The following is a 23,571-nucleotide window of genomic DNA, read 5'->3' as shown; positions in this document are numbered from 1 at the left end:
ACCCACCCCCGGGGACAGACCTGGCCGACGGTGGGTCGTGCCGCGAGCACGGGCACCGATCTGCGGGGGGCAGAGATGACCGACGGGGCTAACGCCAGAGAGCGAGTGAGCGGGCAGCGAGCACCCGGGGCTGCTGGGCGGCGAGGACGAGCACCCAGGCCGGTTCGCGACCAGCTGGTGCTGGAGGCAGAGCGCCACGTGCGCTCCGGGACGAGCGTGGTGGTCCTCGGGGTCCCGGGCTCTGGGCGGTCCTACTTCGCAGCACGGGTCGTCGAGTCTGTGCCGGACCTCAAGGTCGTGGCGGTCCGATCGGCCACGTCGACCCCAGGGCTCATCGTCTCGTCCGTGCACGACCCGGCCCGGGCGGCCGGGTCGGGCTCGGTCCGCCGGATACCCACGGTCGCTGCGGGCGCCGAGGACCTCACCGCCCTCGGCGGGACCTCGTCGGCCGCCGGGGCGACCGTCGTCCTCGCGGACGACGCCCACCTCCTCGACGAGGACCACCTGCAGATGCTCTGCGACCTGGCCTCCGACGGCCGGGTCGTGCTGGTCGCCACGACCGACACGCCCTCGACGGCGCCGACGGCCCGCGCTGCCGCGGTCGCCAGGCTCACGTCGCTCTGGCTGGACGCGGGTGCTGGGCGCATCGACCTCACAGGCCTCTCGGACGCCGACGGGCACGACCTCGTCAGGTCTGTCGCGGGCAGCGGTCGCCTCGACCTCGCGGTCCGGCACGCGATCCTCGCCGCGAGCGGTGGTTCCCCCGTGACGATCCGCGAGCTGACCCTCGACGCGCTGCGCAGAGACCGGGCAGCCGCTGAGCGCGACCTGCTGGGAATCCACGGCACAGGGCACCTGCCACCGCGGGTCGCCGAGCGGGCCAGGCGCCGGCTCGCGAGCCTGTCGACCGAGGACCGGCGGGCTCTCGTGCTGCTCTGGCGGCTGGACGGCTTCGACCCGGAGCGGGCCGCCCGGTACGTCGGCGAGGGCACGCTGCGCCGGCTCGTCCGGCACGGGTGCGTCACCCCCACCTCGGCGGGGTCCTCGACGCTGCGGGCGACCCCCGTCGACGCCGAGGCCGTGCTGCTGGACGACCCTGACGGCTCTTCTGGTCCGCAGCTGGCCCGTGCGCTGCGGTCGATGATCGAGCTCGACGGTGCAGGAGTCGTGCTCGGACCCTTCGAGTGCCTCGTGCTGTCTGACGCATGGGTCGAGTCAGCCGGGGGCCCGCAGTCCGTGACCCCCTCGGTCACCCCGCAGCAGGTGAGGCGGATCTCGACAGAGGCCGCACGCAAGGCCAACGCCATGCTCCAGCCCTACGGTGCGCTGTCGCACGCGATGCTCGTCCTCGACAGCGCCGTCAGCCCCGACAGCGCAGGCAGCGGTGACAGCACCCGCAGCGACGCGCTCGGAGGTAGCGGCCGTGCTGCTGCGGCTGTCGAGGCGTCTCGGGCGCTGGCCGCCCTAGGCAGCGTCCGCGCTGCGCACGACATCCTCGGCCGTGGTCTCGAAGGGCTCCCGGTGCCGCACGCACAGGACGCCGGGGAGGGCCCGACAGCCGGGCCACTCTCGGCGCCGGGGCCGAGCGAGGAGCTTGAGCTCCTCGCCCTGTGGCGTGCCGAGCTCGACGACTGGGACGGCGCCCATGGTGAGGGAGCTGGTGGTGACCAGGCCGTTGCCGACGCCGCCGACAGACCTGTCCGGTCCGTCGAGGCCCTGCGCTCTGCAGTCCACGCGCTGCGCGCCATGCACTGGCGCGAGGCGCTCGAGCACGCCCGCTCCCTCATGGAGGACGACAGCGCCGCCCTCGTCCTCAGGTTGCGCGCCTGCGCGCTGGCGGGGACGTCGGCCGCCTTCCTCGGTCACGGCGCCCGGCTCGAGTCGATCACCACGAGCGGCCGACGGCTGCACGCGCGCCTCGTCGCACAGGCGGGCTCCCCCACCGCGCAGCAGGTCGTCGACGAGGGGACCGCGTTCTTCTCGGCGTCGCTCGCCGCGCACCTGGCCTGCGCCGTCGGGCTCGTCGACACGCCGTCGCGCCTGGACGCCCTCATGCAGCGTGCCGTGGCCGCCCGGGACGTCGCGCACACGAGCACACTGAGCGCTCTCGCGGGGTACGTCGCCCTCGCTGCGGGCGACGACGCGACGGCCGAGACCGAGGTCGGCGCAGCGCTCGCCAGGGCCCCACGCCCCTCGACCCACGAGACGCACGCGTGGTTCGTGACGATGCGGGCAGCGGCCCTGGCCCGACTCGGCCGGACCGCTGAGGCCGACGAGCTCTGCGCAGCCGTCGAGGCTCCGGGGACGACGACCTCACGGTGGTCGCGCTATCTCGTGGACTCCGTCCGGCGTCTCGTGGACCCGGCCACCACCCCACCTCCCGTCGCGCCGACCCCGTTCCGAGCCGCCGAGGCCGCAGCCCAGCCGACCATCGCGCTCCTCGCGGCGGCGGAGGCTGCGTCGAACGTCGACGGCTCGGTGCGGCGCCAAGACCTCGTCGACGCCGCGACGGCCGCTCGCGAGCAGACCGACATCGGGTCGTTGCAGGCGGTCGCGGACTACGTCATCGCAGCGTCGACAGCCGACGCCGCGACGCTGGCCGACCTCACCCGGACCTTCGAGGGGCTGGGCATGCGCCAGCTCGCGGACGCGTGCGAGGAGCAGGCTGTCAGGCTGCTCGACCCTGACAGCCCGCACGCGCTCTCGGCGTGGCGGGACAGGGCATCCAGGTCTGACGGAGACGGGTCCGAGGAGGCGCTGACCACCCGCGAGCGAGAGGTCGCGGTGCTCGCCGGGCGGGGTTTGAGCAACCGCGAGATCGCCGGTCGTCTGTTCTTGTCGGTGCGGACCGTCGAGTCGCACGTCTACCTCGCGCGCCGAAAGCTCGGAGCCGCGTCCAGGCGGGACCTGGCGGGACGGCTGGCAGAGCTCGACGGTCACCACCGGTCCTGAGGTCCGCGGTTCGCAGTGCGGGACCTGCGCCTGTCTGCCCAGTCGCGCCTGTGGGCTGCGCCACGAAGTTTCAGAACTTCTGAACGACCAACTAAGGTGAGCCTTCACTAAGCCGCACCCTGCGGCCTCGGACGAAAGGCTCCACCCATGCTCGCTCTCCCCTCAGCGCGCCGGCCCGTGCTCGCGGCAGCGCTCGTCGCCGGAGCCGTCGCCCTCGCCGGCTGCGGGTCCGCCGACAGCACCGCCGAGTCGTCGACAGGCACACCGGCCACGACCGACGGGGCCTTCCCCGTGACGATCGAGAGCGCCCTGGGCGACGCGGTCGTCGAGAGCACCCCCGAGCGGGTCGTCACCCTCGGCATGGGGTCGGCGGAGACCGCCATCGCGCTCGGTGTCACCCCCGTCGGGATCGAGGAATACCCCTGGGGCTCCGACGACACCGGCTACCTGCCGTGGATCCACGAAGCGCTCGAGGAGTCCGGCGAAGACCTCCCCACGCAGTTCACCGGCGGGACGGAGATCGACATCGAGGCGATCCTCGAGCTCGAGCCCGACCTCATCCTCGCGCCGTGGTCCGGGATCACCCAGGAGCAGTTCGACACGCTCTCCGAGATCGCCCCGACGGTCGCCTACCCCGACCTCGCGTGGAGCATCGACTGGGACGAGCAGATCACCACGATCGGTGAGGCCCTCGGTCAGCCTGACGAGGCGCAGGACCTCATCACCGACATCGAAGACCAGTTCGCCGAGGCCGCCGCGGCGCACCCCGAGTACGCCGACGTGACCTTCTCGTACATCTACACCACCGATCCCGGCTCGCTCGGGGTGTTCCTGCCCGACGAGCAGCGCGTCGCGATGGTCCGCGGGCTCGGGCTCACCGTCGACCCCGTCGTGGAGACCTTCGACGAGACCGAGGGCACCGACTCCGCGCTCATCGGGCTCGAGAACGCCGACAAGCTCGCCGGCTCCGACCTGATCTTCACCTTCTACTCTGACGCCGACGCACGCGCCGAGACCGAGGCCCAGCCGCTCTACCAGGCGATCCCCGCGGTCAGCCGCGGGTCTGTGGTCGCACCGACCGACCAGAGCTTCGTCACGGGCTCCTCGATCATCAACCCGCTCACGGTCCCGTGGGCCCTCGAGCGCTTCGTGCCGATGATCGACGAGGCCGTCGGGAAGATCGAGCAGTAGCAGCAGGGCGGTCAGGGCAGCAGAGCGGGTCAGGGCAGCACAGTGGTCACGGCCGGGACGGGTTCTCGTCCGCCTCGGCCAGACCCTCTTTGTGCCGGGCCCACTCCGACCGCAGCGTGCCGTAGTAGCCGAGCAGCCACTCCATGTACCCGTGCATGTTGCGGATCCGCTCGTGGGCGGGTCCGGAGGGCGGCATGAGCTCGAGCGCCGTGCTCGCGAGCTCTCGCTGCTTGACGAGGTAGGCGTGCTCGTTGTCGAGGAAGCCACCCCACACGTCGGCGTCCATGACGAAGTAGTGCGAGCGGTCCCCCGGGCGCCTCACGCGGCGGACGAAGCCGATCTCGACCAGCCGTCGTGTGTACGTCGAGACCGACCCGCGGCTCGCCCCCGAGGCCTTGGCCAGCTCGTCCGCCGAGACCGGCTGGTCGCTCAGCAAGAGGTGCCCGACCATCCGTCCCTCGATGACCGAGAGGCCCTGCGACGACCAGTACTGCGCGTAGCGGTCCACGAACCAGGGCTCGAGCTCGGCTCGGTCACGCGGGGCGGAGCCGTCGCGTGGGGCGGAGTCGTCGCGTGGGGCGGAGTCGTCGTCACGCTGGGCGAGGTCGTCACGGGTCGGGTCAGGCATCTGCCGATCTTCTCAGGCGCGCGTGACCCTCGCCGCGGTGCCACGCGGGGCCTGGCCGGACCTCAGGCCTCGGGCCTCAGGCCTCGGCAGCACGTCACCGCTCCCCCGCGTCCCGGGCGACGAGGGCCGCCTGCACGCGCGAGCTCACCCCGAGCTTCATGAGGACACGCGAGACGTGGGTCTTCGCCGTCGCGGCACTGACGAACAGCTCGGTCGCGATCTGCTGGTTCGTCAGCCCGCGGCCGAGCGCCTCGAGCACGTCGCGCTCCCGCGGCGTCAGGTCGCCGAGCCGGGCGACCGGGTCGCTCACAGGGTCGGTCGCAGACTGTCGCCGCGGCGGAGCCTCGGCCGACGGCAGTGCTGACGGGTGCGGCTGACCCGGCTGGTCCGACCGTCCTGCGAGGGCTGGCAAGACTGGTGCGGGCTGAGCCGCGGCCAACGCCCGGATGACGCGTCGCGTGACCTCGGGGGCGAGGACCCCGTCGCCGTCCGCCACCCGGCGGACCGCGTCGACCAGCTCGTGCGGCTCGGCCGACTTCAGCAGGTACCCGGCGGCGCCGGCACCGAGCGCTCCTGTCACGTACTCGTCGAGGTCGAAGGTGGTCAGGACCAGCACCTCGGCGAGCCCCTCGGCGGTGATGGTCGAGGTCGCGGTGATGCCGTCGGTGCCAGGCATCCGCACGTCCATGAGCACGACGTCGGGGCGCAGCCGTCGCGCCTGCTCGACGGCCGCGGCACCGTCACCGACCTCGGCCACGACCTCGATGTCCGCAGCCGTCTCGAGCAGGAACCGCAGGCCTGCCCGCACAGCGGCGTGGTCGTCTGCCAGCAGGACCCGGATCACCGGGCACCTGGCTCTGGGCGCGACGCCGGGATCGTGGCCTGCACCGACCAGACACCCCCGGCAGGTCCGGCGGTCAACGTACCCCCGAGACTCTCTGCGCGCTCGCGCATGCCGAGCAGGCCTGTGCCAGGGCTGGCGGGGAGACCGGGGTGTGCTGGCATCGCGGCCGGCTCACGGACGCCGACGCAGGCGGAGTCTCGCAGCGGGCTGGTGATCCGCACGACGAGCGCGCCATCACCCGGCTCCAGCACGACGCGCACCTCTCCGGCCGCTCCGTGCTTCGCGGCGTTCGTCAACGCTTCCTGGACGATCCGCAGCGCAGCCTGCTGGACGGCCGCCGGCAGAGCCCGGGGAGCCCTGTCGTCGAGGAGAGCCACCATCCCGAGACCCTGGTGGGCCGCGACGACAGCCGCCAGGTCGTCGAGGGTGCCCGGTGCGCTCACCGGACCGCCGGCACGGTCGTCCGCGCGCAGCAAGACGATCAAGGTGCGCATCTCCGCCAGGGCCCGCAGGCTCGTCTCGCGGGCCATCTCCAGGGTCTCTCGCTCGTGGCCTGCGGGTCCTGCGAGGGCCGCACCCGTGCGGATCGCGATGGCCGAGACGTGACCGGCGACCACGTCGTGCAGGTCCCGGGCCATCGTGCGGCGCTCTGCCTGGACGGCCTCCCGGCGGTCGAGCTCGGCGATGCGCTCGAGGCTGTCGGCGTGGGCGCGGGCGAGCGTCGCCCGCTCTTCGGCGAGGGCTGCGAGCTCAGACGACGTCCGGACGTTCGCCGCCCACCACAGCGGTACGACGAGGAAGCCGACAGCCTGGATCGCACCCATCACCACGGCCCGCGGGTCACCCTCGGAGCTGGCGCCGGCGACCACCGCCGACACCCCGACGAGGGACCACGCCGTGACGACGAGCACCTGGCGCCCAGTGCGTGAGGAGAACAGGGCCGCCGAGTAGAGCAGGTCGAGCACGACGACCACGGTCCCGAGGCTGCCGCCCAGGGCTGTGTCGACGGCGAGCAGCACGAGGCCCACGAGGAGGGCCAGCAGGGGCCGCCGCCGCTTGCCGACCATGACCGCTGCACCGAGCACGAGCGGGACCGCGTGCCACCAGCGGTCCGGGTCGAGGGCCTCGTCCTGCGCCCACAGGCCCGACAGCCCGACGGCCAGCAGCACGAGGCCCGCGACGAGGACCGCGAGGGCGACCCGCAGGTCGGTCCGGAACCACCCGGGCTCGGTCCGCCGGGCGAGCGTCAGCCTGTCGTCGAGGTCACGGGTGAGCGCCACAGCGTCGTCAGAGGGCAGGCGGTCAGAGGGCAGGCGAGGGTCGAGCGGGCTCTCGTGCGGTCGGTCAGACGCTGGGGACCGGTGTGGGGAGGCGGGCTGCACCCGTCGATTCGACCACATCGCGATCGCGTGAGCGTCGCCCGAAGGATGTACGGCGTGCCTGCTCCGTGCTGCCCGAGGATCGCCCGGTCGGCCGACGACCCGGCCGGGCGCGCCGAGCAGGATCGAGGCATGGAAGACCTGCTCTCGGAGAACCCCCTCGTCCTGCTCGTGATCGCCTGCGAGATCGGCTTCTGGGTCGTGCTCGCGGCCGGGCTCGTCGCCCGCTACCCGTTGCGCCGGCCGCGGCTTGGCGGGATCTTGCTGGTGTGCGTGCCGGTCGTCGACCTGGTGCTCGTCACGGCCTCGGTCGTCGACGTCGCACGAGGGACCCCGCCCGGCTTCTCGCACGGGCTCGCGGCCGTGTATCTGGGGTTCACCGTGGCCTTCGGGCACACGCTCGTCCGCTGGGCCGACGTGAGGTTCGCGCACCGCTACGCAGGGGGTCCTGCGCCGGTGCGCGGACCACGCGACGGGCTCGCCGCCCTGCCCAGAGAGCTCAAGGACTTCGGTCGTGCGCTCGTCGCGGCGGTGATCGCCGGGGGCGTGCTGCTCGTCCTGAGCCTCGTCGCCGGGACAGGCATCCCGCCTGTCGCCGAGTGGATGGAGGACCCGTTGTGGAGCTGGACCGGCCGCATCGGCGTCGTCCTAGCCGTCTGGTTCGTCACCGGACCCGTGTGGGTCGCGCTCGGACCGCGGTCGGGCGGCAGAGACGCCGCAGGCGAGAGTAGTGGCCGGAGCGGGAGCGAGTGTCGGTGACCGGCGACGGAGCCGGGCTCTCGACGGGAGCGGAGCCGCTCGACGTGCCGTGCCGTGCCTCAGCCGAGCCGAGGGACCGGCACCGACTCGACGCCGCCGAGGGTCGGCACGACCGCGCGGATGCTCCCGTCCTCCTCGAAGACCAACCTGTCGATCGTCGTCTCGCGGTGGGTGCCGTCGCCGTCCGGGATCGCGAAGCGGTGATAGGCGATGAACCACTCGTCGGTCCCGGGCACCTGGAGGATCGAGTGGTGGCCGGTTCCCCGTATCCCCTGCTCGAGGTCCTTGGCGAGGATCACCCCGCGGTTCGTCCACGGCCCGTAGACCGAGGGGCCCGTCGCGTAGGCGACGCGGTAGTCCTCCGAGCGGGTGTCGTCGACCGACCAGGACAGGTAGTACGTGCCGTGCCGCTCGACGAGGAACAGCGCCTCACGGAAGTCGTCGATCCCCTCGACGACCCTCACCTCGGCGGGGTCGTACCCGGCCATCGTGTCGTCGAGCGGGACGACGTACCCGGTCGTGTTTCCCCACAGCAGGTAGTGCTGACCGTCGGTGTCGACGAAGACCGCCGGGTCGATCTGCTGGCCGTCGCCGAAGTCGCGCTTGTCGACGAGGGGGCGGCCGAGCATCTCCCGGAAGGGGCCGACGGGTGAGTCGGCGACAGCCACCCCGACAGACTGCTCGGCGGTGAAGTAGAAGTACGTCCTGCCGTCCCGCTCGATCGCCGCTGGCGCCCACGCGTGCTGGGTAGCCCAGGAGACGTCGGTGCCGAGGGTGAGGATCGTGCCGCGGTTGGTCCACGTCGCGAGGTCCGGCGACTCCCACACCTCGAAGTGCGTCCCGCCCCACCCCTCGTAGCCGTCGGTCGTCGCGTAGACGTAGTACCTGTCACCGATCGCGAGGATGTTCGGGTCTGCGTAGTACCCCGGGAGCACCGGGGAGGTCTGTGTGCCCACGCCGTCGTGGGGGTGCTCGGTAGTCACCGGACCACCGTACCGGAAAGCGCTCGCCAGACTCACGAGACGACGCTGGCCCGCTCTCCGGGCAAGAAGTCACCTCGTGGCAACACTCCTGGCCCAGAGGCAACGCCCCGGAAACACAGCACGGGCACCCGCGAAACATGTGTCCAGGACTGTATACATCCATGAGCACAGAACTGGACCCGGTGGTGTCGACACCCCCGCAGCGCCCCGCCTCGAGGCGCGAGCAGGTGTACCTGGCGCTCCGCGACGAGCTGATGAACGGCCGCATCTCGCCGTACGAGAGGCTTGCCGAGGAGCGCATCGCCGAGCGCCACGACGTCTCCCGCACCCCGGTGCGCGAGGCCCTCGCCAGGCTCCAGGCCGACGGCCTCGTGGAGAAGCGCGACGGCGGTCTCTACCTCTACCTGCCGAGCTTCCACGAGCTCGCGGGGCTCTACGAGCTGCGCGTGACCCTCGAGCTGCGCGGCATCGAGCGGGCCATCGCCGAGGTGGACATCCACCACGACCGTCCGCGCCTCGAGGCCGAGCTCGACCGCTGGTACGGCCACCGTGACCACCGCCCCACCCCCGACGCCGGGTTCGTCGCCGAGGACGAGCAGTTCCACACGACGCTCGTCGACGCCTCGGGCAACCCCGCGCTCACCCAGGCGCTGGTCCAGGTGAACAGCCGGATCCGCTCGGTGCGCATGTACGACTACCTGACCGAGAACCGGATGACGGCCACGATCACCGAGCACATCGAGATCGCCGAGCTTGTCGTCCGCGACCGCCTCCCAGCAGCGCTCGACGCGCTGCGCCACCACGTCGGCGCCTCCCAGGACGTCGTCATGGAGCGCGCCGCGAACGCCCTGGCCATGACCCGGATGATGACGTGAGAGGACTCTCGATGACCCCCGTGACAGACCTGACAGACGTACCGGCCGCGAGCGCGAGCACCGCGCTCCCGGGATCCGCGCTCCCGAGATCCGGGGACCTTCCCGGCGAGGCCGCGACCGTCGGAGAGACCGCCCCGGCAGGGCAAGCCCCAGGCCCGGCTGTCCGCAGGGTCCTGGCAGCCTTCGAGGCTCTCGACGCCGCAGACCACCCGGAGGTGTGGACGCACGTGCGCCCTGTCGCCGACGTCGTGGCCGAGGCCGCCGAGGTGGACGCCCGGGTCGCCGCCGGTGAGCGGCTTCCGCTCGCCGGGACGGTCTTCGGGGTCAAGGACAACATCGATGTCGCGGGCCTGCCGACCACAGCCGCCCACCCGGCCTACGCCCGGGTGCCAGCACGGTCGGCGACCGTGGTCGCCCAGCTCATCGAGGCCGGGGCGATCGTGCTCGGCAAGACGAACCTCGACCAGTTCGCGACAGGTCTGACGGGCTCGCGCAGCCCCTACGGCGTGGTCCGCAGCGCCGTCGTGCCGGAGAGGGTCTCGGGCGGGTCGTCGTCGGGGTCGGCCGTCGCCGTCGGGCTGGGGATCGTGGACTTCGCCCTCGGGACCGACACCGCCGGCTCAGGTCGTGTTCCTGCGGCCTTCAACGGTCTGGTCGGGATCAAGCCGACCCTGGGCCTGGTGCCCAAGGACGGGGTCGTGCCGGCCTGCGAGTCCTTCGACTGCGTGACAGTCCTGGCTCCGACGCTGGGCATCGCCAGGACCGTGCTGGGGCACATGACGGCGACGAGCCGTCTCGACCCGTCCTCGCGCAGCTGGCCCGCTGGTACTCGGCTGGCTGCCCCGCAGGCTGCACGTGTCGCGGTCCCGCGGGACGAGGACCTCGTGCTGCTGTCGGCCGAGTCCCGAGCCCGCTTCGACGAGGCGCGGGAGCGTCTGGAGGCGACGGGCGCGACGACAGCGCCGATCGACCTCACCCCGTTCTTGCGAGCGGCGTCGCTGCTCTACGACGGCGGTCTGGTGGCCGAGCGCTACGCGGCCTACGGGGAGTTCCTCGCGGCGCACCCCGAGCACGCAGACCCGACGGTCGCCCGGATCGCCGCCGCAGCCGGCGAGGTGACCGCCGCCGAGTACCTCGCGGCGCAGTCCGCCCTCGCGGCGCACAGGCTCGAGGCGATGGCGCTGCTGGAGGGTTTCGACGCCCTCCTGGCGCCGACAGCGCCCGAGCACCCGACTGTCGCGGCGGTGGCGGCCGACCCGCTCGGGACCAACGCCCGCCTCGGCACCTACACGAACTTCGTCAACCTCTTCGACATGGCTGGCGTGGCCGTACCGGCCGGCGAGGCCGACGGCGGGCTGTTCGGCGTGAGCCTGCTGGTCCGGGCCTTCGACGACCAGGTCGCGCTCGACCTGGCGGAGCGGATGCTCGCGGCCGGGTCCGCAGCGACAGCGCCGGGCGCGCCCTCCACGCCCTATCCCACGACAGGCACGAGTCTCGTCGTCTTCGGTGCGCACCTGACGGGCGAGCCCCTCAACGGCGACCTCGTCGCCCTCGGCGCCCGCTACGTCGGACCTGTCGAGACCGCCCCCGACTACAGGATGCACGCCCTCGCGACCACCCCCGCGAAGCCCCTGCTCGCGGCCGTCGCCCCCGGGACGGGCACCCGCCTGGCCGGCGAGGAGTGGTTGCTCACCCCGCACGGGCTCGGGCAGCTGCTCACCACGATCCCCCGTCCGCTCGCCCTCGGCGCGGTCACCCTCGACGACGGACGCGAGGTCGTCGGCTTCGTCGGCTCGCTCCCGGCGACCGGGGACGTCCCGCCCGACGTGTCCCACCACGGAGGGTGGCGCGCGTACAGCGCGTCGCTCGCCTGAAGACCTTCCCTGCACGCTCTGCCAGCTCTGCACCCCCCTGCACGCACAGCACCCGACAGAAGAGAGACTCCCGTGAAGACCTCCCGCACCCTGGTCGCCCTCGCGACCACGATGCTCGCAGCCGCCTCCCTCACCGCCTGCTCGGGCGACGCCACGGCTGACGCCGACGGCAACACCATCGTGAAGGTCGGCACCCTCAAGGGGCAGCCGCACCTGTACGCCCCGTACTTCTACGAGGAGAACGCCCCTGAGGGCGTGACCTTCGAGATCGTCACCTTCGACACCTCCCCCGACATCAAGAACGCCGTGGTCAGCGGCAGCATCGACTTCGGCGTCGCCGGTGTCCCGTCAGCCATCTCGGGCGCCTCGGCGGGTCAGGACGTCGTGGTGGTCGCCGCGGCGGCCGACGGCGGCTCGGGGATCATCGGCAAGGAGGGGCTCGAGGGTGTCGAGTCGCTCGCCGGGCTCAAGGTCGGGTACCCGAAGGGCTCCTCGCAGGAGATCCTGCTGCGCATGACCCTCGACCAGGCGGGCATGGACGCGGACTCCGACGTCGAGCTCGTCAACCTCCCGTTCTCCGACATGGCGAGCGCTCTCGCCGCCGGACGGATCGACGCGTTCTCCTCGGCCGAGCTCGGCCCGTCGACGGCCCTGCAGTCCGGCGCCGTCCAGGTCGCCTCGCCCTACGAGACGCCTGTGGGCAAGGTGAACATCGGCCTGTACACGACGGGTGCGCTCATCGACGAAGACCCCGAGCTCGTGCAGGACGTCGTCGACGCGCACATCGCGGCGACCGAGCACATGGCCGACGACCCGGCCGACTGGGCCGCCGGTGTGGTCGACACCTTCGGGATCGACGCGGCTGTCGTCGACACCGCCGTGACGAACATCTGGCCGCGCTGGGAGATCGACGCCGAGTACACCGACCAGGTCACCGCGCTGATCGGCCAGATGGCCGGCCTCAAGCAGATCGAGTCCGAGCCCGACGTCGCGACGCTGATCGACACGACCTTCGTCGACGCGCACGCCTCCTCCTGAGTCCGCGGACTCTTCGTACCTCACGCACTCGCGTACCTCGCGCGCACTGCGTACCCCTGGCGCTCCGGCCGGCCGCACGTCGGCCGGAGCGCCCCGGCTCGTCCCGAGAGGGAAGTGACATGACCGCACGCACGGACGCCCCGTCCACCACGGACACCCCGACCGGAACCTCCCCAGCACGCTCGTCCGCGAGCAGCACCGCGACCTCAGCACCCTCCACCACGTCGGCACCTGCCACGACCTCGGCGACCGCCGAGCGTCCGGCCTCAGGCTCCGCGACTCCTGTCCCGACCGGCAAGCCCACGGCAGCGCCGGGCGCACGGCGCCTGCGTCTCCCAGACCGCAGCACCTGGGCCACGCTCCTGCTCGCCCTCCCCGTGCCGATCGTCGGGCTCCTGCTGTGGAACCTCGGCGTGAAGCAGGCCTGGACGCTGCCCTTCGGCATCCAGATGGGATTCCTGCCGACTCCCGTCGAGGTCGCCCAGCGGATCCTCGACCTCGCCGGCGCCGGCTCGATCGACGACGCCTTCAGCGGCACGCTCCTCGACCACCTCGGTGCCTCGACGGTGCGGGTGCTCTCAGGCTTCGGGCTCGCCGCACTGCTCGCCATCCCGCTCGGGGTGATCATGGGCCGGTTCTCCCTGGCCTTCAAGATGCTCGACCCGACGGTCAACCTCACCCGGCCGATCCCGGTGACCGCGTGGGCCCCGCTGACCCTGCTGATCATCGGCTACGGCGACGGCTCGGCGATCTTCCTCGTGTTCCTCGCCGCGTTCTTCCCGATCTTGCTCAACACGATCTCGGGGGTCCGGCAGGTGCCCGTGCGCCTCGTGGAGGCCGCATCCATGCTCGGCACCCGGTCCGGGCAGGTCCTCTACAAGGTGATCCTGCCCGCGTCTATGCGCTCGATCGTCGGCGGTCTGCGCATCGCGCTCGGGCTGTCCTGGGTGATCCTCGTGGTCGGCGAGACCGTGGGCATCAGCACGGGCCTCGGCGCGATGATCACCCAGGCCCGCGACATGTCCAAGACCGACCTCATCGTCGCCGGGATGGTGATCATCGGCCTCGCCGGCTTCGTCGCCGACCGTGTCCTCGTCGGCCTCGTCAAGCTCGTGACGCGCAGCCGTCCGACCCTCTCCTAGAAGGAGCCCGTCATGCCTCGCATCGGAACCATCCGCCCCACCCGCCCCGCTGACATCGAGATCTCCGACCTCGGCAAGCGCTACGGCCGCGCCGGCTCAGGCATCTTCGCGATGGACGGCGTCGACCTGAGCGTCCCGGCCGGAGAGTTCGTCTGCGTCGTCGGCGCGAGCGGCTGCGGCAAGAGCACGCTGCTGCGCATCCTTGCCGGTTTCGAACCCGCCACCAAGGGCACAGTCACCGTCGCGGGAGAAGCCGTGTCCAAGCCCGACCCGGAGCGCGGTGTGGTGTTCCAGGACTACGGGTTGTTCCCGTGGCTCTCGGTGAGCGAGAACATCGCCTACGGGCCCCGCCAGGCACGCCTCCCCCGCGACGTCGTCCGCGAGCGCACGAGCCGCTTCCTCGAGGCTGTCGGTCTCACGCGCTTCGCGGCGAAGTTCCCGCACGACCTGTCGGGCGGGATGCAGCAGCGGGTCGCGATCGCGCGGGTGCTGGCCAACGACCCGTCGGTGATGCTCATGGACGAGCCCTTCGGGGCGCTCGACGCGCTGACACGCTCGTCGCTCCAGGCTGAGCTCTCGCGCATCCACCGCGAGACGGGGACGACGGTCGTGTTCGTCACGCACTCGATCGAAGAGGCCGTGTTCCTCGCCGACCGCGTGGTCGTGATGGCCGGCGGTGCCTCGCACGGGGTGCCCGGGCACATCCGGGAGATCGTGCCGATCGACCTGGGGACCGACCGTGACGTGACGTCACCTGAGTTCAACGAGCTCAAGCGGCACATCTCGGCCCTGGTCCACCAGGGCGTCGAGGCCGCGGCCTGAGACCCTCGGGTCCGTGACCTGCGCGCCCAGCAGCGTCCTTCCCTCCATGGCGGGAAGGACGCTGCTGCCGTGTCAGGGCGTGTCCTCTCGTCGCGCCTGCTGCCCACCGGCGTGCCTCTGCAGGCGAGGCTCAGCCGAGGACCGTCTGGAGCCTGTCGAGCCACTCCGCGGTGCCCTGCTCGCGCCAGGCGGGTTCTTCGAGGTGGTCGAGGAAGACGTCGTGCTCGGTCAGGACGAGGGTACTCCCCGATCCGCGCTCGGCGATCTCCACGCAGGTGAGCGAGACCGTCGCGACCCGTCCGGCGTGGGCGAGCGTCGAGGAGTAGACGAGGCGCGCGCCCGGCTGGATCTCCTGGTACGTCGAGGTGAAGACGAAGGGGACATCGGGGTCTGGTCCGCCGCGGGTGGTCTCGATGCCGCCCACACGGAAGTCGAGGGAGTGCTCGGCTCCGGGGCTGGCGAACCAGCGTGCCTTGGTGGCCGGGTCGGCCCAGGCGGTGAAGACCTGCTCAGCGCCCGCGTCGTAGCTGCGCTCGAGGGTGAAGGTGGCGTGCTCTGCGGGGTGCATGGAGGTCATGGCATCTCTCCAGGTGCTCGTGGTCGCTCTCCACAGTCCCACGCGCACCTTCACGCCGCACCACCGCAGGAGTACGGTCGAAGGATGGTCAACGACGACCCGACCCTCACGAATCCCGACCACTACAGGACGCTCTGGGAGAACGAGCACGTCAGGGTGCTCGAGTACACCGACGTCCCCGGCGACGCCACGACGCCGCACGACCACCCGAACTCGGTCATGGTGACCCTGAGCGCCTTCGACCGCAGGTTGTCGGCGGGCGACCGCGTCTTCGACACCCGGCTCCCCGCCGGAGCCGCCGTGTGGATCCCGGCGCAGAGGCACTCGGGCGAGAACACCGGTGGGACGCCGACGCACACGATCCTCGTCGAGCTCAAGGGCGAGGCAGCCGGCGTCGCGCAGGAGACGACTCTCGGTCCTGGACGGCCGTCAGGACCCGTCTGAGCGACAGCCCCACGACCTGAGACGAGACGACTGCGGTCCAGTCGCCGCCACCGCTGGTGGACATCAGCCCGACCTCCCGGTCGAGGTCAGGTCGCCCTGGTCGTCGTGCCCCTGCCGCCGCTACAGCTGGAGCGCTGCGCCCTTGAGCCGCTCGTACTCGTCGGGAGTGATCGTGCCGGCGTCCAGCAGCGCCTTGGCCTTCATGATCTCGTCCGACGGGCTCGACCCGGCGACCCCACGGATGTAGTCGTCCGCTGCGCGCTGCGCCTGGGCGGCTCCGCGCTCGCTGCGCTCGGCCATGCCGGGTCCCCGGGCGACGAGGTAGACGAGGACTGTCAGGAACGGGACGAAGACGAGGCACACCAACCACACCGCCTTCCCCCACCCCCCGAGTGCGTGGTCACGGAAGAGGTCGCTGACCACGGCGAACAGCGCGAAGAGGTAGGAGATGAAGGCGAAGCTCCAGAAGAAGAACCAGACGATGCTCCAGAAGTTGTCCCACATGATGAGGTCCTCTCGGTCAGCGGTGCGCGTCCGGAGAGCCCGGAGTCCTCCCACGATGGCGAACGCAGACCTCCCGGGCCTCATCCCTCGCGGATGATCTGGGATGGTGCGCCGGCGCAGCGCCCCAGGCAGGTCAGCCCCGGTGGGTCAGGCTGGTCGGCCGTCGTCGCGCCCGACCGGGTCTTCAGGACCACCTGGACCGTCGGGCACGACGGGGTCGTCGAGCGCCTGCTCTTGCATCCGGAAGGCCGCGACGAGGCTGGCGACGAGCGTCGCGAGGAAGATCTGCCCCACGAGCGCCTCGAGGGTCGCAAAGCCTCGGGCTGCCCCCGTGGTCACGGTGAGGTCACCGTAGCCGAGGGTGGTGAGCGTCGTGAACGAGAAGTACTGGAGGTCTGGGGCAGCCTGGGACGCACTCGAGACGAAGAAGGGGTCCGGCCCCACCCAGGCCAGGACCGCGTAGAGGCTCGTGAAGGTCATGCCGATGAGCAGGTAGGCGCTCAGCGCCCCGGCGATGGTCTGGATCGTCACGGTGCGGTGGAGGAGGACACGACTGACCACCAGGACGAGGGTGAGCGCGAGCACCGCGGTGACCATCACGTCGACGACCCCCTGGGCGTCCTCGACGGGGAGCACCAGGAAGCCTGCACCGGCCACGACCAGCCCACAGGCGACCAGCCACCGCATCGCCCGGCGTTGGCGGGATGTGGGGTCGGAGGCCTGCACCGTGACGACGAGGGCCACGACGTAGATGAGCGCCACGAGCACCCGGACCCGACGGTCGGAGGTCACCGCGAAGAGCAGGTAGCTGACGCCCAGCAACCAGAGCACGACCACGAAGTCGTCAGGCCTGCCGTGCACCCGACGCCGACGACGCCGTCGGTGGTCCTGGGCACGGCTCGTCACGAGGAGCACCTGCCGCCGGTCCCTGCCACGCCTGCTCCTCCCGGTCGGCACGATCACCTTCGTGCTGCAAGCCCGCTGCGCGGTAGCATGTGTGACCTGGGTCTCAGTCTGCGCTCGCCCCTCGGGGACGGGCATCATCCGAAGGTCATGAGACGCGACCGTCTGGGGGGACGATCATGATCACCATCCCGGCAGGTTCCTCCACAGCGTCCTCACCAGGCCTCGACGTCCGGGACCGCCCGCACCTCACGCACCCGGAGCCCGACGTCGTGCAGCAGGACCACCACCCCCGACAGGCCGGAGGCGTCCTGCACACGGCACCGCAAGACCGTCGACCCGCCGTCCTCGGAGGCCGTCGCATCGACGAAGTCGAGCAGGGCGACGGTGTCGACAGCCCCGTCCACCGTGATCTCGTAGAGCATCTGCGCTCCTCTCTCTCCAGGCCGGTCCTTCCTCGTCACCACCGTGCACCCCGGGTGGCCGCCCGCACCTCACGCGCGAAGGATGACAGCGACCCGTCCACGACACGCACGGTCCCCCCACGACGGCCCGTACCCGATGGCGCCGAGGCGGTGGGGCGCCGGTGAGCGCCACGTGGGGGGACCGTCCGGCGCACCGGGTACCGGCTCGCAAGATCCACCCTCCACCGCCGCCGACCCCGCACGTCGTCCGCGAGCGCATCGGTGCCCGACCGGAGACCGAAGCCGTCGGCAGCCGTCCCGTGACGCTCGTCTCCGCCCCGACCGGCTACGGCAAGTCCACCTTCCTCGCCGCGTGGGCGAGGACCTCGACCACCCGGGTCGCGTGGCTCGGCCTCGACGACCTCGACAACGACCCGCAGACCCTCTGGCACGGGATCGTCTCGAGCATCGAGGCCGCGGACGTCCGCACGACGGGCCGCAGCGGCCCCTGGCCCCTCGACGACCTGTGGGGCCCAGGGCACGAAGACGGCGGTCCTGTCGACAGGTTGATCTCCGTCATCGACGACAGCACCGAACCCGTCGTGCTCGTCCTGGACGACGTCGACGAGATCCGGTCGGACGGGGCGCGGGCTACCCTCGACCGCCTGCTCCGCTATCTGCCCGACCAGCTGCGTGTGGTGCTCGCCGGGCGCTTCGACCCGCCGCTCGCGCTCCAGCGCCTGCGCGCCCACGGCGACCTCACAGAGTTCCGTGCTGCAGACCTCCGGTTCACCCGCAAGGACGTCCAGACCCTCGGCGAGCTGTCTGGGGTCACCCTGACGACCGACGACCAGCACGAGCTCCACGAGGCGACGAGCGGATGGCCGGTCGCAGTCCGGATGGCGCTCGTCACGGCCCGAGACACGCCCGTCGGTCCGACCCTGCAGCGGCTGCTCAGTCCCCGGAGCCCTGTCGCCGACCTCCTCGTCGCGGACCTCCTGGCGAGCCTGCGACCCGACCTCGCCCGCTTCGTGCTCCGCGCGACCACCTGCCGGCGGATCGACGCCGAGCTCGCCGACGCGCTCTCGGGCAGCCCGGACGGGTCGCGGCTGCTCGTCGAGTGCGTCGACCGCGGGCTCTTCCTCGAGCGGGAGCCCGAGATCCCTGGCACGAGCGCCGTCTACAGGTGGCACGACCTCTTCCGGGCCCAGTGCCAGGCGCGGCTCGCCGCATCAGAACCCTCCACGTGGCGGTCCCTGCACCGGACCGCGTCGCACCACTGGCGCGACCGCGACCTCGAGGAGGCTGTCGACCATGCGCTCGCAGGCGGGCGGCCCGCGCTGGCCGCGCAGTGCATCAGCGAGCAGTGGATCGAGCTGGTCCTGCGCGGGCAGCACGCCCTGCTGCTCTCCCTGTGCCTGCGGGTGCCCCCGCCCTTCGACGAGAACCCTGACCTGCTGCTGCTGGTCGCCGTGTGCCGGTATCTGGAGGGGAACCCGGTCCAGGCTGATCTCCAGGTCCGACGAGCACACGCTCGGGCTGCGGCTGACCCTCCGGTCACCGACGGCGGCCGCTTCGTCCTGCTGGAGAGCCTCCTGCGCCTCCTGCTCGCGGTCGACGCCCCGGACCTCGTCGAGATGGCACGGCGCGGCAGGGAGCTGCTCTCACCCGGGTCCGCGACGACCGACGACACAGCGACGGCCGGCGCGGAGTACATCGTCGGCCAGCTGCTCTGCCGGGTCGGCGAGCGCGCCACCGGGGTCGCGCTCCTCGAGGCGTCGGCGACGATCGCGACGAGCCGCCGGATGACCGCGCTGCGCCTGGCGTGCGAGGCCGAGCTCGCTCTCGTCGCGAGCACCGTCGACGGGGTCGGTGCCGGGCGCACACGGGCCCGACGGGTCCTGGACGAGGCGGCGACGCTCGGGTGGCAGTCCGCGGCGACGATCTCCCCCGCTGTGCTGGCGCTCGCCCGGGCAGCTTTCGAGCGCGACGACCTCGACGAGGCGCGAACCCTCGCGGCCCGGTCAGCCTCGCGGAACCAGCCGACCGACCACTACCTGCGCGTCTGCTCCCAGGCGCTGCTGCTCGAGGTCGCGCTCGCGGCTGGCGAGCCTGCGGGGGCCGAGGCCCTGCACAGCTCGCTGCTGCGCCGCGAGCACGACATGTTCTTGCCGGCCACCTGGCCCGTGGTCGCCTTGATGCTCGACGCCCGGTGGTCCTACGCCCACGGCTCGTCGTCCGACGCCCGGCAGACCGCCGAGAAGGCCGCCTTCGACGTGATGCTGCCCCACCACCCCGACTCGCTCGTCTGGTGCGCCGACCTGCTCCGCCTCGACGGGGACCTCGTCGGTGCCCGGGCTGTCCTCGACCTGCTGCCGGGAGGATGCCGGGCGAGCCACTCGCTCGTCGCACACCGGGTGGTGGGAGCGTTGCTCGCCGACGCCGAGGAGCAGCCCGACAAGGCCCACAGGCTCCTCGAGCAGGCGATCACCCTGGCCGAGGTCGACGACGTCCGCCGACCCTTCGTCGACAGGTCGTGCCAGGTCCTGCCGCTGCTCCGTGCGCACCTCGGCTGGGGCAGCCTGCACACGGCCTACACCGTGACGCTCCTCGACCACCTGTCCGGGGTGCGGCCTCCGGCGCCGCTGGTGCCGTCCTTCTGGTCTCTGACGCCGCGTGAGCACGAGGTCCTGGTCTACCTGCGGTCGGCGATGACGGCCGCCGACATCGCCGCAGCGGTGTTCCTGTCGGTCAACACCGTGAAGACCCACCAGCGGGCCATCTACCGCAAGCTCGGCGTCGTCGGACGGCGTGAGGCCGTCGAGGTCGCCGCGGAACGCGGGCTCCTCTAGACACCGGGAAGGACGACTGCTGTCTCGACGACCTCTCAGCCCGTGAGCATCGCCGGTCGGCGTGCGTCGTCCACCCGGACGGCCACGTCGGCCGCCCTCTCGGGCTCGACCTCGATGGCGTAGCGCGTGTACGCGTCGAGGGTCCAGCGGTCCTCGTCGGCCGTGCGACGGGCGATGGTCGACGTGCGCAGCGACAGGTGGACCGTGAGGTCCACGTCGAGCCAGCGGCCCATCGCGAGCGAGCCGTCGAGCAGCACGACCAGCCCGGGCGGTGCCTCGAGGTATCCGGCGCGCGTCGCCCGGTCGGTGACGGGGTCCCGCAACGACGGCAGGTAGCGTCCTTGCCCACCGGGGCCGACCGCGCTGAGCACCTCACGGTTGAGACCCGAGACGTCGATCCACGCGTCCAGCAGGCTGTCGGGGTCGTGACGGCCCATCTCGAGGCGCAGAGACGCCGGGCGCAAGAAGTCCTCGGCACGGATCCGCGCTGTCGGTCGACCTGCCGCACGCAGCGGCTCCACAAGGGCGTCTGCCAGCGCCCCGGGAACGGTCGACGGATGCCCGTCGAGCAAGACGCGCACCGCAGCCGGCGCCGGCTCGGCGAGGATGCGGGCGACGAGACGGGCGCGGAGCACGTCCTCGCTCACGGGTTCGACACGCATGGTCCCAGGATGCCCGGTCGACGCTCCGCCGGGCGAGCCGAGGCGACGACGTGACATCACGGGTCCCTGTGGGTAACCTCACACGACCTGTGGGAAGTGTGCGACCGCTCTTCTCCGTTGACGCCACCATGAGCGCAGAGACCTTCACCCCGACCGACGCAGCCTTCGACGAGCTGCTCGAGATCGACGCCGCGACCGCAGACCTGCTGTTCCGCGAGGCGCGCTCCGTCAACGCCTTCGACGACACCGAGGTGCCTGACGAGAAGATCCAGGCGGCCTACGACCTGGTCCGGTGGGGTCCTACCGCGATGAACACGGTCCCGCTGCGCCTGCTCGTGCTGCGCGACCCGGCTGCGCGGGCCCGCCTCGTCGAGCACATGGCCGAGGGCAACAAGGCAAAGACCCTCGCCGCTCCGCTGACCATCGTCGCGGCCGCGGACACGCGCTTCCACGAGCACATGGATGTCCTCGCCCCGTACATGGAGGGTGCCCGCGAGCGCTTCGAGGCCGCCGGTGAAGAGGCCCGCAGCGGCACGGCTCGCACCTCCTCGCTCCTCCAGGTCGGCTATCTCATCGTCGGTCTGCGGGCAGCCGGTCTGCACGTCGGGCCCCTCGGCGGGTTCGACGCCGCAGCGGTCGACGCCGAGTTCTTCAGCGAGAACGGCTGGCGCTCCCTGGTCGTCCTCAACGTCGGGACACCCGCCGAGGAGGGCGCAACCCGCCCGCGCCAGACCCGCCTGCGCTACGACCAGGTGACACAGACGCTCTGAGCCTGGTGGCCTAGGAGGAGGTGTGCGCCCGAGGCCTCTCGTCAGGCGTCGAAAGCCTGCGCCCCGACCACCCGCAGCAGGTCGAGGCTCGCGCGCGCCTCGGTGTCCTCCGGGGCGGCGGTCAGCACCAGCAGCGACTGCGTCTGGTCCTCGGTGAACAGCGCCTGGCAGTCGAGCTCGATCGGGCCGATCTCCGGGTGGAGGAGCGTCTTGTGGTCGGCGAACCTGCGCGCCACCTCGTGCTCGGCCCACAGGTCGACGAACTCGCTGCTCTCCAGGCTCAGCGCCGCGACCAGCGCACCGGCCCGGGAGCTCGCTCCCGAGCGCCCGTAGGCGACCCGGAGCGAGGCGACGAGGGCCCGCCCCTGCCTGTCGTGGTCGTCCCGCGGGTAGATGTCCCGCGAGGCAGGCTCGGTGAACCATCGATAGATGTCGCTGCGCGCCCACCCTGTCCGGCCGAGCACGTCACCGAACAGGGCGACGGCCATCGCGTTCGCGGCGAGCGGCTCGCACAGCTCGGAGAGGATCAGCGCGGGGCTGTCGGAGAGCCTGTCGAGCACCCGCAGGAGCGCTGGTGCGACGTGCGACGACGTGCTCCTCCGGTCGGGCGCAGGGTGACCGGCGGCGCGGAACAGGTAGTCCCGACCGTCTGCGGTGAGCCTGAGCGTGCGGGCCAGCGCCGCGAGCATCTGCGTGCTCGGCTGGGGACCCCGGCCCTGCTCGAGCCGCGCGTAGTAGTCGGTCGACATGCCCGTCAGCGCAGCCACCTCCTCGCGCCGCAACCCCGGTGCGCGACGGCGAGCGCCCGGCGGCAGGCCGACGTCGCCTGGCTGGAGCGTCTCGCGCCGGGCACGGAGGAAGGCTGCGAGCTCGTCTCGGTCCATCGCACCATCATCGTGGGGTGCGCGTCCCGACAACCAGGGATCGGCGCTCCCTGGTTCACCAGGTCTCTCCCGCTCGCGCCCCACGGGTCGCAGGGTGGAGGCATGAACATCACCGGAAGCACCATCTTCGTCCCCGGCGCCACGAGCGGCATCGGGCTCGCCCTCGCCCTGAGGCTGCACGACCTCGGGAACACCGTCGTCGTCGGCGGGAGGCGCACCGATCTGCTCGAGCAGATCGCCGCCGAGCACCCCGGCATCGGCACCGTGCAGATCGACGTCGCCGACCCGGAGAGCATCACGAGAGCGGCCGCGGAGGTCCTGGCCGCCTACCCCGAGCTCGACGTCCTGGTCGCGATGGCGGGCATCATGCGGACCGAAGACTGGCGCACGCCGGCCTTCCTGGCCGACGCCGAGGCGATAGTCACGACCAACCTGCTCGGCCCGATCCGGCTGGTCGCCGCCTTCGTCGAGCACCTGCAGTCGCGGCCTGACGCGACCATCGTCACGGTCTCGAGCGGGCTGGCCCACGCCCCGCTGCGCGTCACCCCGACGTACAACGCGACCAAGGCCGCGATCCACATGCTCAGCGAGTCGATCCGCCTCCAGCTCGCCGGCACCACGGTGAGCGTCCTGGAGATCGTGCCGCCCGCGGTCCGCACCGACCTCATGCCCGGGCAGGCCGAGAGCCCCGTCGCGATGCCCCTCGACGCCTTCGTCGACGAGGTCCTCACCCTCGTCGAGGAGCAGCCCGACGCGCACGAGATCCTCGTGAAGACCGTGAAGTTCCTCAGGTACGGCGAGGTGCGCGGGGACTACGAGCAGGTGGTCGCCGCACTGAACGCCTCCGACCCGCACGCGGCGCTCTAGCGCCAGCGCGCCTCGTCCTGGGCCCAGCCTGCGGGCCGGGTCAGGCCGGGCCGGGCAGGGCCGGGCCGAGCCGAGGGCAGACGAGCGCGCGGACGGGCAGGGCCCGCTGGGGCCGGGCGGGGCCACCTCTGCCCGGCCCGCCTCCAACTTTCGTCGGAGCCGTCCGTAGCCCGTGGTCTCTGTCGTCCGTGCGTCGCCCCGTCCTACTGTGGTCGGG

22 protein-coding genes are annotated in these 23,571 nt (G+C 72.0%); 12 read left to right on the top strand and 10 right to left on the bottom strand.

The window, feature by feature from the left end; all coding sequences use genetic code 11:
* The first annotated feature begins 177 nt into the window (after positions 1–177).
* Together HZZ10_RS06950 and HZZ10_RS06945 are read left to right on the top strand one after the other, a co-directional pair.
* Positions 178–2,952, top strand: coding sequence for a helix-turn-helix domain-containing protein (locus HZZ10_RS06950; RefSeq protein ID WP_179912958.1), 2,775 nt, complete (start codon positions 178–180; stop codon positions 2,950–2,952).
* A 147-nt stretch (positions 2,953–3,099) separates the two neighbouring features.
* Positions 3,100–4,143: an iron-siderophore ABC transporter substrate-binding protein gene (locus tag HZZ10_RS06945; RefSeq protein ID WP_179912957.1), complete on the top strand. Its 1,044-nt coding sequence runs from the start codon at positions 3,100–3,102 to the stop codon at positions 4,141–4,143.
* 46 nt (positions 4,144–4,189) lie between these two features.
* Here the strand turns inward: HZZ10_RS06945 and HZZ10_RS06940 are convergent, their stop codons facing one another.
* The 3 genes from HZZ10_RS06940 to HZZ10_RS20030 form a co-directional block, all read right to left on the bottom strand.
* The gene (locus HZZ10_RS06940; protein ID WP_228087214.1) at positions 4,190–4,771 is read right to left on the bottom strand and encodes a GbsR/MarR family transcriptional regulator; all 582 of its coding nucleotides are present in this window, start codon (positions 4,769–4,771) and stop codon (positions 4,190–4,192) included.
* Positions 4,772–4,865: 94 nt separating this feature from the next.
* A complete protein-coding gene (locus HZZ10_RS06935; protein WP_179912956.1) occupies positions 4,866–5,615 on the bottom strand; it encodes a response regulator transcription factor in 750 nt (249 codons plus the stop codon).
* Positions 5,612–6,895, bottom strand: coding sequence for a sensor histidine kinase (locus HZZ10_RS20030; protein ID WP_179912955.1), 1,284 nt, complete (start codon positions 6,893–6,895; stop codon positions 5,612–5,614). Before HZZ10_RS20030 ends, HZZ10_RS06935 begins: the two co-directional genes overlap by 4 nt.
* 156 nt (positions 6,896–7,051) lie before the next feature.
* On the opposite strand from HZZ10_RS20030, the gene HZZ10_RS06925 reads away from it, so the two are divergent.
* Positions 7,052–7,753: a hypothetical protein gene (locus tag HZZ10_RS06925; RefSeq protein ID WP_308507516.1), complete on the top strand. Its 702-nt coding sequence runs from the start codon at positions 7,052–7,054 to the stop codon at positions 7,751–7,753.
* A gap of 59 nt (positions 7,754–7,812) precedes the next feature.
* Here HZZ10_RS06925 and HZZ10_RS06920 read toward each other — a convergent pair whose 3' ends face one another.
* Entirely contained in the window at positions 7,813–8,736 is a 924-nt protein-coding gene (locus HZZ10_RS06920; RefSeq protein ID WP_179912954.1) for a family 43 glycosylhydrolase, read from the bottom strand.
* A 161-nt stretch (positions 8,737–8,897) separates the two neighbouring features.
* Between HZZ10_RS06920 and HZZ10_RS06915 the strand changes: the two genes are divergently transcribed.
* The 5 genes from HZZ10_RS06915 to HZZ10_RS06895 all read left to right on the top strand — a co-directional run bounded on the left by HZZ10_RS06915 (position 8,898) and on the right by HZZ10_RS06895 (position 14,487).
* Positions 8,898–9,611 (top strand): GntR family transcriptional regulator, encoded by a 714-nt coding sequence (locus HZZ10_RS06915; RefSeq protein WP_179912953.1) that lies wholly within the window; start codon positions 8,898–8,900, stop codon positions 9,609–9,611.
* 11 nt (positions 9,612–9,622) lie between these two features.
* The gene (gene atzF / locus HZZ10_RS06910; protein WP_179912952.1) at positions 9,623–11,485 is read left to right on the top strand and encodes an allophanate hydrolase; all 1,863 of its coding nucleotides are present in this window, start codon (positions 9,623–9,625) and stop codon (positions 11,483–11,485) included.
* A gap of 72 nt (positions 11,486–11,557) precedes the next feature.
* Positions 11,558–12,523, top strand: coding sequence for an ABC transporter substrate-binding protein (locus HZZ10_RS06905; protein WP_056132434.1), 966 nt, complete (start codon positions 11,558–11,560; stop codon positions 12,521–12,523).
* 119 nt (positions 12,524–12,642) lie between these two features.
* Positions 12,643–13,665, top strand: coding sequence for an ABC transporter permease (locus tag HZZ10_RS06900; protein WP_179912951.1), 1,023 nt, complete (start codon positions 12,643–12,645; stop codon positions 13,663–13,665).
* A gap of 12 nt (positions 13,666–13,677) precedes the next feature.
* Entirely contained in the window at positions 13,678–14,487 is an 810-nt protein-coding gene (locus tag HZZ10_RS06895; RefSeq protein ID WP_179912950.1) for an ABC transporter ATP-binding protein, read from the top strand.
* Between the two features lie 130 nt (positions 14,488–14,617).
* Here the strand turns inward: HZZ10_RS06895 and HZZ10_RS06890 are convergent, their stop codons facing one another.
* Positions 14,618–15,064, bottom strand: a complete 447-nt coding sequence (locus HZZ10_RS06890) for an SRPBCC domain-containing protein (protein ID WP_179912949.1) — start codon at positions 15,062–15,064, stop codon at positions 14,618–14,620.
* Positions 15,065–15,148: 84 nt separating this feature from the next.
* Here HZZ10_RS06890 and HZZ10_RS06885 point away from each other — a divergent pair, with 84 nt between their 5' ends.
* A complete protein-coding gene (locus tag HZZ10_RS06885) occupies positions 15,149–15,508 on the top strand; it encodes a cytoplasmic protein (RefSeq protein WP_179912948.1) in 360 nt (119 codons plus the stop codon).
* 120 nt (positions 15,509–15,628) lie between these two features.
* Here the strand turns inward: HZZ10_RS06885 and HZZ10_RS06880 are convergent, their stop codons facing one another.
* From HZZ10_RS06880 to HZZ10_RS06870, 3 genes are all read right to left on the bottom strand, one after another.
* Entirely contained in the window at positions 15,629–16,012 is a 384-nt protein-coding gene (locus HZZ10_RS06880) for an SHOCT domain-containing protein (RefSeq protein ID WP_056132423.1), read from the bottom strand.
* A gap of 147 nt (positions 16,013–16,159) precedes the next feature.
* Positions 16,160–16,918, bottom strand: coding sequence for a potassium channel family protein (locus HZZ10_RS20025; protein ID WP_235533900.1), 759 nt, complete (start codon positions 16,916–16,918; stop codon positions 16,160–16,162).
* Positions 16,919–17,130: 212 nt separating this feature from the next.
* Entirely contained in the window at positions 17,131–17,340 is a 210-nt protein-coding gene (locus HZZ10_RS06870; RefSeq protein ID WP_056132420.1) for a DUF8691 family protein, read from the bottom strand.
* Positions 17,341–17,501: 161 nt separating this feature from the next.
* On the opposite strand from HZZ10_RS06870, the gene HZZ10_RS19820 reads away from it, so the two are divergent.
* A complete protein-coding gene (locus HZZ10_RS19820) occupies positions 17,502–20,171 on the top strand; it encodes a winged helix-turn-helix domain-containing protein (protein WP_179912947.1) in 2,670 nt (889 codons plus the stop codon).
* 35 nt (positions 20,172–20,206) lie between these two features.
* On the opposite strand, the gene HZZ10_RS06860 is transcribed toward HZZ10_RS19820, so the two are convergent.
* The gene (locus tag HZZ10_RS06860; RefSeq protein ID WP_056132414.1) at positions 20,207–20,833 is read right to left on the bottom strand and encodes a nucleoside/nucleotide kinase family protein; all 627 of its coding nucleotides are present in this window, start codon (positions 20,831–20,833) and stop codon (positions 20,207–20,209) included.
* A 128-nt stretch (positions 20,834–20,961) separates the two neighbouring features.
* On the opposite strand from HZZ10_RS06860, the gene HZZ10_RS06855 reads away from it, so the two are divergent.
* Positions 20,962–21,603, top strand: a complete 642-nt coding sequence (locus HZZ10_RS06855) for a malonic semialdehyde reductase (RefSeq protein ID WP_179912946.1) — start codon at positions 20,962–20,964, stop codon at positions 21,601–21,603.
* Positions 21,604–21,644: 41 nt separating this feature from the next.
* Here HZZ10_RS06855 and HZZ10_RS06850 read toward each other — a convergent pair whose 3' ends face one another.
* Positions 21,645–22,487 (bottom strand): helix-turn-helix domain-containing protein, encoded by an 843-nt coding sequence (locus HZZ10_RS06850; protein WP_179912945.1) that lies wholly within the window; start codon positions 22,485–22,487, stop codon positions 21,645–21,647.
* Between the two features lie 102 nt (positions 22,488–22,589).
* Here HZZ10_RS06850 and HZZ10_RS06845 point away from each other — a divergent pair, with 102 nt between their 5' ends.
* On the top strand, positions 22,590–23,354 hold the full coding sequence (locus tag HZZ10_RS06845; protein WP_179912944.1) for an SDR family oxidoreductase: 765 nt from the start codon (positions 22,590–22,592) through the stop codon (positions 23,352–23,354).
* Positions 23,355–23,571: the final 217 nt, after the last annotated feature.

It is taken from the genome of Sanguibacter inulinus (assembly GCF_013415325.1).
Taxonomy (GTDB): domain Bacteria; phylum Actinomycetota; class Actinomycetes; order Actinomycetales; family Cellulomonadaceae; genus Sanguibacter; species Sanguibacter inulinus.
Note: the sequence above shows the minus strand (reverse complement) of the source record. Positions and strands in the feature narration are given on the sequence as shown.

Bases quoted from the DNA above. Each gene is read 5' to 3' on its own strand.
- HZZ10_RS06855 (WP_179912946.1), top strand. From the start codon at position 20,962: ATGAGCGCAGAGACCTTCACCCCGACCGACGCAGCCTTCGACGAGCTG.
- HZZ10_RS06940 (WP_228087214.1), bottom strand. From the start codon at position 4,771: ATGCCTGACCCGACCCGTGACGACCTCGCCCAGCGTGACGACGACTCC.
- HZZ10_RS06890 (WP_179912949.1), bottom strand. From the start codon at position 15,064: ATGACCTCCATGCACCCCGCAGAGCACGCCACCTTCACCCTCGAGCGC.
- HZZ10_RS06885 (WP_179912948.1), top strand. From the start codon at position 15,149: ATGGTCAACGACGACCCGACCCTCACGAATCCCGACCACTACAGGACG.
- HZZ10_RS06870 (WP_056132420.1), bottom strand. From the start codon at position 17,340: ATGCTCTACGAGATCACGGTGGACGGGGCTGTCGACACCGTCGCCCTG.
- HZZ10_RS06895 (WP_179912950.1), top strand. From the start codon at position 13,678: ATGCCTCGCATCGGAACCATCCGCCCCACCCGCCCCGCTGACATCGAG.
- HZZ10_RS06945 (WP_179912957.1), top strand. From the start codon at position 3,100: ATGCTCGCTCTCCCCTCAGCGCGCCGGCCCGTGCTCGCGGCAGCGCTC.
- HZZ10_RS06880 (WP_056132423.1), bottom strand. From the start codon at position 16,012: ATGTGGGACAACTTCTGGAGCATCGTCTGGTTCTTCTTCTGGAGCTTC.
- HZZ10_RS06845 (WP_179912944.1), top strand. From the start codon at position 22,590: ATGAACATCACCGGAAGCACCATCTTCGTCCCCGGCGCCACGAGCGGC.
- HZZ10_RS06850 (WP_179912945.1), bottom strand. From the start codon at position 22,487: ATGGACCGAGACGAGCTCGCAGCCTTCCTCCGTGCCCGGCGCGAGACG.
- HZZ10_RS06900 (WP_179912951.1), top strand. From the start codon at position 12,643: ATGACCGCACGCACGGACGCCCCGTCCACCACGGACACCCCGACCGGA.
- HZZ10_RS06860 (WP_056132414.1), bottom strand. From the start codon at position 20,833: ATGCGTGTCGAACCCGTGAGCGAGGACGTGCTCCGCGCCCGTCTCGTC.
- HZZ10_RS06915 (WP_179912953.1), top strand. From the start codon at position 8,898: ATGAGCACAGAACTGGACCCGGTGGTGTCGACACCCCCGCAGCGCCCC.
- atzF (WP_179912952.1), top strand. From the start codon at position 9,623: ATGACCCCCGTGACAGACCTGACAGACGTACCGGCCGCGAGCGCGAGC.